At 49.1% G+C, this 9,151-nt stretch carries 9 protein-coding genes (1 of these 9 running past the window's edge); all 9 read left to right on the forward strand.

The annotated features are described in order from the left end of the window. Positions 1 to 24: 24 nt before the first annotated feature. Complete coding sequence (locus tag BJP58_RS27950) at positions 25 to 777, forward strand: hypothetical protein (RefSeq protein ID WP_194541488.1); 753 nt, start codon at positions 25 to 27, stop codon at positions 775 to 777. Between the two features lie 43 nt (positions 778 to 820). Continuing rightward, complete coding sequence (locus BJP58_RS27955; protein ID WP_194541489.1) at positions 821 to 1,474, forward strand: hypothetical protein; 654 nt, start codon at positions 821 to 823, stop codon at positions 1,472 to 1,474. A gap of 260 nt (positions 1,475 to 1,734) precedes the next feature. Next, entirely contained in the window at positions 1,735 to 2,172 is a 438-nt protein-coding gene (locus tag BJP58_RS27960; protein ID WP_009594028.1) for an ACT domain-containing protein, read from the forward strand. 55 nt (positions 2,173 to 2,227) lie between these two features. Further along, the gene (locus tag BJP58_RS27965) at positions 2,228 to 3,514 is read left to right on the forward strand and encodes a homoserine dehydrogenase (RefSeq protein WP_194541490.1); all 1,287 of its coding nucleotides are present in this window, start codon (positions 2,228 to 2,230) and stop codon (positions 3,512 to 3,514) included. A gap of 62 nt (positions 3,515 to 3,576) precedes the next feature. Then, complete coding sequence (thrC, locus tag BJP58_RS27970; protein WP_194541491.1) at positions 3,577 to 4,650, forward strand: threonine synthase; 1,074 nt, start codon at positions 3,577 to 3,579, stop codon at positions 4,648 to 4,650. Then, positions 4,647 to 5,615 carry a homoserine kinase gene (thrB, locus tag BJP58_RS27975; RefSeq protein ID WP_194541492.1) on the forward strand — a complete coding sequence of 323 codons (969 nt, stop codon included), beginning with the start codon at positions 4,647 to 4,649 and terminating at the stop codon, positions 5,613 to 5,615. The genes thrC and thrB overlap by 4 nt, the downstream gene beginning before the upstream one ends. Beyond that, positions 5,612 to 6,499 (forward strand): prephenate dehydratase, encoded by an 888-nt coding sequence (gene pheA / locus BJP58_RS27980; protein ID WP_194541493.1) that lies wholly within the window; start codon positions 5,612 to 5,614, stop codon positions 6,497 to 6,499. Before thrB ends, pheA begins: the two co-directional genes overlap by 4 nt. Next, positions 6,500 to 7,384 carry a branched-chain-amino-acid transaminase gene (ilvE, locus tag BJP58_RS27985; protein WP_071223394.1) on the forward strand — a complete coding sequence of 295 codons (885 nt, stop codon included), beginning with the start codon at positions 6,500 to 6,502 and terminating at the stop codon, positions 7,382 to 7,384. 163 nt (positions 7,385 to 7,547) lie between these two features. Continuing rightward, positions 7,548 to 9,151 carry the 5' portion of a LysM peptidoglycan-binding domain-containing protein gene (locus tag BJP58_RS27990; protein ID WP_194541494.1) on the forward strand. Its footprint extends 157 nt past the window's final position, so only the first 1,604 of its 1,761 coding nucleotides appear in the window; it begins with the start codon at positions 7,548 to 7,550; its stop codon lies beyond the right edge, outside the window.

Genomic DNA, 9,151 nt, shown 5'->3' on the forward strand with positions numbered 1-9,151 from the left:
TGCAGATGATAGAGGGGATAGAATATGGGAGCGTCTGAACTGAAGCGCTTTAAACAGAAGTTCACGACCATGGATTATTTCATTATTGCGCTGGCGGTACTGTTTTTTCCGCTGGCCATTGTGCTGGCGGCTGTTCGGGTGCTTGTCACCCATCGCCATAACCACTGTAAGGGAAGAAACAACCGGCTCTTCGGGTGGGTTCTGGTCATAACCTATGGAATCATTGAATTGCTTATGATCCTCGCGACGATTGAAGATAAAGATGTCGACGGCCTCTATTCGGCTTCCATCGTATGGGGCGTTATTATACTGGTTCCAGCCATCATCATGCTGTTGATTGGCAAGAAAGAAGATAAGAAATTCAACCGTTTGCTGCAATTTTATTCGAATGCCATTATGCAAAGAGGGCTCGTCCAAATTGATCATATCGCTCGAGAGGCAAGGCAAAAGCCGGCCCATGCCGTCCGAGATATTACGTTCATGTTTGAACGGCATATGCTGCCTAATGGAAAGCTGGACAATGGAGTTGTCATCATCCCCTCCTTGCAGAGGAGACCCCAGTCTTCATTCCAAGGAGAATTTGTTTCACGCAGCGGACAGCGAGTGCAGTATTCACTAGGTCAAGTTGCGGCTGAACCAGCGGCAATAACCCGAAACGAAGCGGAGCCCGATCCTGGGCCGAAGTCTGTGGAATGCCCGGGCTGCGGGGCAAGGTCGGTCGTAACGCATTTGGAGAAAAAAGAATGTGAGTATTGCGGTTCGGTGATTGTGGCTTAACCCTAGTTATGCGTCCGATTAACAAAATTGAGGAGATCGTGGTATGAGCATTCCAATAAAGCCCTTTAAATCGCAATTTTCAAAATTCGATTATTTTATTATTGGCTTGACGTATGTGTTTTTTCCATTAGCGTTGATCATTGCTGGATTTCGTATTTTGCCTACACAACAACATCACAGTTACAGGGGCAGAAATGCAAGGCTGATGGGATGGGTATTGTTCGGTTCGTACATTATGACTTCTGTGATCTTTTTACTGGCGAGCGAAACCAGTGAGGAGTTCTTAAACGACAATTTAGCAATGGCATTGTGCCTATTAGTCCCTGGCCTGCTGCTGCTTGTCGCTGCTGACCTGGCAGACAAGAAATTCCGAAAGCTGTTGAGAATTTATGCAGAGGCCGTCTTGCAGCGGCGTCTGATTTACATCGATCATATTGCGATTGCAGCGAATCAAACTCCATCCCATGTGGTCCGTGATTTGAACTATATGATCAAGGAGCGGATGCTCCCTTACGGGAAGATTGAGAATGGTGTGCTGATGATCACTTCACTGCATAGAGAGTCAGTAAAGTCAGCCGAGATTCAGCAGGATATTGGATCGAAGTCTGTGGAATGTTCAGGCTGTGGTGCAAGAACCGTGATTTCACACCAAGAGGAAAAAGAGTGCGAGTACTGCGGCACGATCATTGTTGCTTAGATTTCACGCGGACCGTTGAACTCAAATGTTTTATCGGCAGTCTCCGCATACCGGAGACTGCTTTTTTTTGCGCATCATTTACAATTTTGACGTGAATATCGATGTGTTCCGGTTTGAATTGCGATATAGTATAGGCTATAGAGTTGACATATAAATATCGGGTTAACCAAAAAACTGGACACTTATGTATTGCCCTTACATGGTATATCCAGTATAATGTCCACTATACGAATACAGTAGTCTTTGAGGAGAGGACGTTTGTGAAGGAACGCTACTATTTGGTCCGGGAAGACATCCTTCCCGAGGCTGTGGTTAAGACGATGCAAGTAAAAAAATTGCTGGCATCGGGAGACGTTAGAACGGTTCATGAAGCCGTTGAACAGGTTGGGCTTAGCCGAAGCGCTTTTTATAAGTACAAGGATGGAATCCATCCCATCAATCAACTGGAACGTGATGAAATCGTAACGATTTCTATCGATATGGAACATCGCTCGGGGATGCTATCCGAAGTGCTGGGGCTGGTAGCGGGTGAAGGCGGGAATGTGCTAACCATTCATCAGAGTATTCCGCTGCAGGGAATCGCCAATGTCGTGATTTCCGTCGAAGTTTCCCGGCTGAATGAGGAGCTGGATGACCTGCTTGACGGATTGAGGCGAATAGCTGGAGTAAGAAGAGTGCAGATGATAGGCCAAGGTTAAGTTATGACGAATTAAATAGATATCTATGTGATGGGATACAGGAGGTAATGTATTAATGAAACCGGTCAAAGTAGGGCTTTTGGGATTAGGAACCGTAGGAACAGGGGTTGTCCGCATCGTAGAGGGACACCAGGAGGATTTGAGCAGCCAGGTCGGTTCGCCGATTACGATAGAACGTATCGCTGTCAAACATTTGGAGAAGTACCGCAGTGTCAATGTGGATCAGAATAAACTGACGGAAGATCCATGGGCGGTCATCCGCGATCCCGAGATTGATGTCATCGTTGAAGTGATGGGCGGGATCGAGCAGACGAAAACCTATATTCTCGAAGCGCTTGAGCGCGGCAAGCATATCGTTACCGCGAATAAGGATCTGATGGCTCTCCACGGTGCCGAAATATTGGCCAAGGCGCAAGAGAAGCAGTGCGACGTGTTCTACGAGGCAAGTGTTGCTGGCGGTATTCCCATTATCCGCACGCTGATTGAAGGCTTCTCCTCGGATCGTATCATGAAAATTATGGGGATCGTGAACGGTACAACCAATTTCATTCTGAGCAAGATGAGTCAAGAAGGCGCATCGTATGAAGATGTCCTGGCCGAAGCTCAGGAACTGGGTTATGCAGAAGCTGACCCGACCTCCGATGTTGAAGGATTGGACGCGGCGCGCAAGATGGCGATTCTCGGCACACTTGGCTTCCGCACGAACGTCGAGCTCCAGGATGTAACCGTTAAGGGAATCTCGCAAGTGACCAAAGAAGATATCGCTTATGCGAAGCGTTTGGGTTATGAGATGAAACTTCTGGGTATCGCGGAGCGTCAGGACGATGAGTTCAGCATCACGGTTCAGCCTACGATGGTTCGGAAGGGACATCCTATCGCAGCCGTGAATGGGGTATTTAACGCGGTTTATGTATATGGAGAAGCTGTAGGCGAAACGATGTTTTACGGAGCCGGCGCTGGTGAGATGCCAACCGCTACATCCGTTGTGGCAGACCTGGTTGCCGTTATCAAGAATCTGAAGCTCGGCGTCAACGGTCTCAAAGCCATCGTTCCTTACAAACCGAAGAAACTCAAAACCGACGAGCAGATCATGTATAAGAACTTCATTTTGCTTCATGTCGACGATAAAGCAGGTGTACTTGCCCAAATTACCCAGGTGTTCGCTGAATATAACGTCAGCCTGGAATCCGTTGTCCAGCAGCCGAACGAGCATAATCCGGACGCAGAGATTATCATCGTCACCCACAATGCGAGCAAAGCCAATATGGATGAAGTGTTGAATCATTTTGAAGGCCTGGAAGTCATTCGCCGGATTAAAAGTGTTTACCGTGTTGAAGGATAAAGGATTAGAACTCATTAAATAACCCTATATAATTTTTTCTTAAGAAAAGGAGAACAAGAGAGATGCCGTATGAAGGATTGCTTCAAACCTACAGAGAATATTTGCCGGTGAATGAGCGTACTCCGCTTCTAACGCTAAAGGAAGGGAACACCCCTCTGATCAAAGCTGTGAATTTATCCGAAGAGCTTGGAATTGATCTGCATTTCAAATTTGAAGGGCTGAATCCTACGGGTTCATTCAAAGACCGCGGGATGGTGATGGCTGTAGCGAAAGCGATGGAAGAGGGAAGCCGCACCATCATGTGCGCTTCAACGGGCAATACGTCTGCAGCAGCTGCTGCTTATGCCGCTCGTGGCGGATTGAATTGTATCGTAATCATTCCGAACAACAATATTGCGCTGGGCAAGCTCGCCCAAGCGATGATTTACGGAGCGAAGGTCATTGCGATTGAAGGCAATTTTGACCGCGCGCTGGAAATTGTGCGTGAGATTACGGCGAAGCATCCGATTGCGCTTGTAAACTCCGTGAATCCTTATCGAATCGAAGGCCAGAAGACGGCTGCATTCGAAGTCGTTGACCAGTTAGGGAAAGCGCCGGACGTGCTGGCCATTCCGGTCGGCAACGCGGGGAACATCTCCGCTTACTGGAAAGGATTTAAAGAATACCATGCTGCGGGCAAATCGTCCTCTCTGCCAAGAATGCTTGGATTTGAAGCGGAAGGAGCGATGGCCATCGTGAAGGGAGAGCCTATTGCAAATCCGGAAACGGTAGCGACTGCCATCCGTATCGGGAACCCGGCCAGCTGGAAAACCGCGGTTGCGGCCGCTGAGGAATCCGGCGGACAGATTAACTATGTTACGGACGAAGAGATTTTGGACGCATACCGCAAAATCGCATCGCGTGAGGGCATTTTTGCCGAGCCAGGATCGGCTGCCTCCATCGCAGGCGTTTATAAAATGAAGCGCGAAGGATATTTTAAAGGTGGAGAGTCCGTAGTCTGTGTGCTGACAGGGCATGGGCTCAAGGATCCGAATATCGCCATTTCTACCGTGAACGCCGAACCGCTCGTCGTATCAGATACGGAATCAGCCGTAATGGATGCTATTGCTAAGCTTGAAGGAGCTGCACGGGTATGAGTTTGTCCCAAGGTGTCCGGGTGAAGGTACCGGCCAGTACGGCTAATTTGGGACCTGGATTCGATACACTCGGCATGGCATTGTCTATGTATTCCTGGATCGAGATGAAGGCGTCGGAGCGGACCGTATTCCATCTTCATGGTGATGAGATGGGCGGTCTGCCGACCGATAAGAGCAACCTGATCTATAAGGTGGCTCAGATGGTTTTTGAAGAGGCGGGACAGGCTGTTCCCGATCTTGAGATTTCCATGTATTCCGAAATTCCGCTTACCCGCGGTCTTGGCAGCAGTGCTTCGGCGATTGTAGGGGCGCTGGCGGCTGCCAATGCGCTGATCGGTTCACCCCTGCCGGATTCCAAGCTTTTTGATATGGCGACGAATCTTGAGAAGCACCCGGATAATGTAGGAGCTTCATTATTTGGAGGGATTATTACGGCTGTATGGGACGGAGCTCATGCGGATTATATACGTATTGAACCTCCAGCAGACCTCGGAACGCTCGTTGTTATTCCCGATTTCGAATTGGCAACATCCAAAGCAAGAGAAGCGCTGCCCGCCCAGGTCAGTTTAGCGGATGCTGTGTATAATATTAGTCGGTCCTCCTTGATGACCGCGGCTCTTTCTGCAGGCAGACTGGACTTGATATCTGCCGCAATGCAAGACCGGATTCATCAGCCTTATCGGGTACCGCTTGTGCCAGGGATGAGCAAAATTTTGGCCGAAGCGACAAGCCACGGAGCGCTGGGGATTGCGCTAAGCGGAGCGGGCCCGACGATGATTGCGTTGGTGGATCGGAACGATTCGCGGGTAGAAGAATTGAGCGCGTATTTAGTGCAGACGATGAAGGCGGAAGGAATTTCGGCTTCGTGCTACCCGTTGAATCCAGTTGCCGAAGGCGTCCAGCTCTTGGAAGATATAAACAACAGATCCTTTTTGGATATGATTAGAGGGGAAGTTACCGCATGAAAAAAATAGCCTTGTTGCCCTCAGGATCGGTATCTCATGAAGCGATACTTTATCTCCTTAACGGTGAGCCGGTGGAATTTGTCCACCATAAACTGATCTCTGATGTATTTATGTCTACAGTAGAAGGAAAAAGCGATTACAGCGTAATCCCGATTGAGAATACCATCGAAGGTTCCGTGAGCCTTCATATGGATTGGTTGGTCAATGAGGTGGATCTGCCGATGCAGGTGGAATGGGTCTATCCTTCCATTCAGAACCTGATCGGAAATGCTGCCGAGTTCCAGTCCAATGACGGTACGATGGATTACAGTAAAATCACAAAAATTTGGTCTCACCAAGTAGCAACGGCCCAGTGCCGTCAGTTCCTCGCGAAGGCCGCGCCACAGGCTGAGTTGGAGCAAGTAGGCAGCACCTCGGAAGGGGTTAAAATCGTAAAGGAAAATCCCGGCCAGGGATGGGCGGCGATCGGCACTACACTAGGCGCTGCCACTCACGGATTAAACGTGCTTGCCGAGCGTATTACCGACCATGATAATAATTACACCCGGTTTGTTTTAATCGGACGCGAGCCGATTTTAGTCAACCGTTCGCCGGAGCATATCAAGACCAGCATTCTCGTGACCCTCCCAGAGGATGTGCCGGGAGCGCTGCATCAGGTGCTTTCGGCGTTTGCTTGGCGGCGCCTGAATCTGTCGCGGATTGAATCCCGTCCGACGAAGAAGAAGCTGGGTAATTACTATTTTTACATCGATGTCATGGCTGCAGCAGATTCGGTTCTGTTGGTCGCCGCCATGGGAGAGATTGAAGCGCTGGGATGTGTGGTTCGTGTGCTGGGTACTTATCCGGGCTATGCGTACGAGAGTGAGAAAATGGAGGTTAAGTAAATGTCAGAGCAATGGATCTATCTGGATGGAGAATTCGTCACAAAAGAGAATGCAAAAGTATCCGTTTTTGATCATGGATTCCTGTACGGAGACGGCATATTCGAAGGGATTCGGATATATAACGGCAACATCTTTAAGTGCAAAGAACACTTGGATCGGCTGTACGATTCCGCCAAGTCCATCGATTTAGTCATCCCATTGGCATATGATGAGCTGCTGGAGGCTATGGCCGAGACGATTCGGCGCAACGATATGCGAAACGGGTACATCCGTATCGTAGTATCCCGAGGTGCAGGCAATCTGGGTCTGGACCCGCGTCGCTGCCCTAAACCAACGGTGTTGATCATTGTGGAACAGCTGGCGATATACTCCGAAGAAGCTTATCTTAACGGTTTGAAGGCCGTATCCGTAGCCCAGCGCCGCAACATTCCGGATGCGCTCAATCCGAAAATCAAGTCTCTGAACTATTTGAACAACATTCTTGTGAAGATCCAATCCAACTTTGCGGGAGCGGATGAAGCGATCATGATGAACGCACAAGGATATGTGACGGAAGGCTCAGGTGACAATATTTTCATCGTGAAAAACGGCGTGGTCACCACGCCTCCGTGCTACCTTGGTGCGCTTGAAGGCATTACGCGCCAGGCGATTATCGATTTATGCGATAAACTCGGCATCAAATTGAAGGAAGAGCCTTTCAGCATGCATGACGTATATATTGCAGACGAAGTGTTTTTTACAGGAACCGCCGCTGAGGTCATCGCCGCTCGTGAAATTGACGGACGGATGATCGGAAAAGGGCAGGCTGGTCCAATTACGCTTCAACTGCTCGAGGAATTCCGCAAAATTGTGGATCAAGACGGTTATAAAGTATGGGAATCCTAACGTTTTAGGACAGCTAAATAAACGACTTAAACCATCCTTTCATGTCGATGAAAGGATTTTTTTTGCCCAGAGGGATGTCAATCGCCCATTCCGTGCATAGGATGTAGTAACGAAAGCGGGCGAATAACATGACGCCTAGAAGAGTGTAGGAGGTTTTAGCGGCGTGAAGATACACATCGTCAAGGAAGGCGACACCCTATATGAGCTGTCCAAAAAATACGACGTTCCATTAGCGAAAATCATCGATGCCAATCCACAGCTGGTGGATCCGAATAAGCTCGATGTCGGTGCCAAAATCAAAGTACCGACAGAGCCTGTTCCGGTACCAGGCGGCAGCCAACCCATTATCCATAAGCATACGGTAAAGCAGGGGGACTCCCTCTGGAAACTGTCGAAGGCATGGGGCGTAACCCTGAAGGAAATTATTGATGCCAACCCGCAGCTTAAAAATCCGAATGCCCTGCTGGTTGGAGAGGTCGTGAACATCCCTTCATCAGGCGTATATTCGGAGTCGGGCACAGATGACGGGGTTTCGATGAGCAGTGGCAGTGGTTCGAACCCGGGCAAGAAGAAGCCGGGCGGTAAGGATTACACCGGAGTGAAGGAAGAAATCACAGCGCCGATCGAGCAGCCACCGGTTGTACCGGAAGTTAAGGAACCCGAGCCGCCGATTTTACCAAAACTGCCTGAGATTTCACCATTCCCCGAGGAGCCTAAAAAATTAGAACCGGAGCACAAACCGGAGATTTTACCTGAAATCAAGAAGCCGGTCATCCTGCCGGAGGTCAAGAAACCAGAGATCCTGCCAGAAGTGAAGAAACCGGATGTCCTGCCGGATTTTAAAAAGTCTGTGATCATGCCTGAATTCAAGCCGGAGTTCAAACCTGAATTCAAACCCGAATTCAAACCTGAATTCAAACCCGAATTCAAACCAGAGTACAAACCGGATTACAAATTGCCATATAAACCAATAGAGCCGGAGTTTACGCATCCTGTCAAAACCATGCCGTTACCTTACCCAATCCATCCTATGGCCGAACCATGTCCGCCGTTTGCGGAGATGCCACTTCATATGATGCCGCATCCTTGTCCGGAATTTCCTTTTCAAGAAGCGCCTGCATTTATGATGCCTCCATACGGTGGTTATCATGAAGGACCATGTGGTTGCCATGAACCTAAACATTGGCATGGAGCCGAATACGGCACAGCTGTCCATCCGTATCACCATATACCGCAGGAAGCGATGCCTGTATCCTATAATGAAGGCTGGGGAAATGTACCTTCAGGATATCCGGGTGTTTCTGAACAGCCCATGAGCTTGGAATATTCCCAGTTCTCGATCACGGAATCATATACAGGAAATGTGGGTTCCGATTACCATCCATATCCTGAGCATCATCATACAGCGGCGACATATGGTTATGTTCCGTCTCCTTGCGGATGCCATGGGGGAGAAGTTAGTCCATACTACAATAAGCCACATCACGGGTACCCACAACACGGGCATCACCAGTACGCACCCGACATGGCTGTACCGTATCAACCGTGGCAGGGTGGAATGGACTACAATGCTGGGGCATACGGCCATCCGTCCGCACTCATGGGAACTCAAGGAGCATATCCTCCATTTGTAAATCCATATGAACCAAACTGGAATGATCGGCAAAACGACCAGCCGTTCGATTCGGCATTCAATCCGTCGGCTCCATACGAAGCGGAGCAATCTAATATGTCGGTCAGCAGTGAAATTGGGAATGAAACGGAACC

It is taken from the genome of Paenibacillus sp. JZ16 (genome assembly GCF_015326965.1).
In the GTDB taxonomy this organism is placed as follows: Bacteria; Bacillota; Bacilli; order Paenibacillales; family Paenibacillaceae; genus Paenibacillus_AQ.

Coding starts and splice junctions, on each gene's coding strand:
- BJP58_RS27965 (WP_194541490.1), top strand. CDS start 2,228: ATGAAACCGGTCAAAGTAGGGCTTTTGGGATTAGGAACCGTAGGAACA.
- ilvE (WP_071223394.1), top strand. CDS start 6,500: ATGTCAGAGCAATGGATCTATCTGGATGGAGAATTCGTCACAAAAGAG.
- BJP58_RS27950 (WP_194541488.1), top strand. CDS start 25: ATGGGAGCGTCTGAACTGAAGCGCTTTAAACAGAAGTTCACGACCATG.
- thrC (WP_194541491.1), top strand. CDS start 3,577: ATGCCGTATGAAGGATTGCTTCAAACCTACAGAGAATATTTGCCGGTG.
- thrB (WP_194541492.1), top strand. CDS start 4,647: ATGAGTTTGTCCCAAGGTGTCCGGGTGAAGGTACCGGCCAGTACGGCT.
- pheA (WP_194541493.1), top strand. CDS start 5,612: ATGAAAAAAATAGCCTTGTTGCCCTCAGGATCGGTATCTCATGAAGCG.
- BJP58_RS27955 (WP_194541489.1), top strand. CDS start 821: ATGAGCATTCCAATAAAGCCCTTTAAATCGCAATTTTCAAAATTCGAT.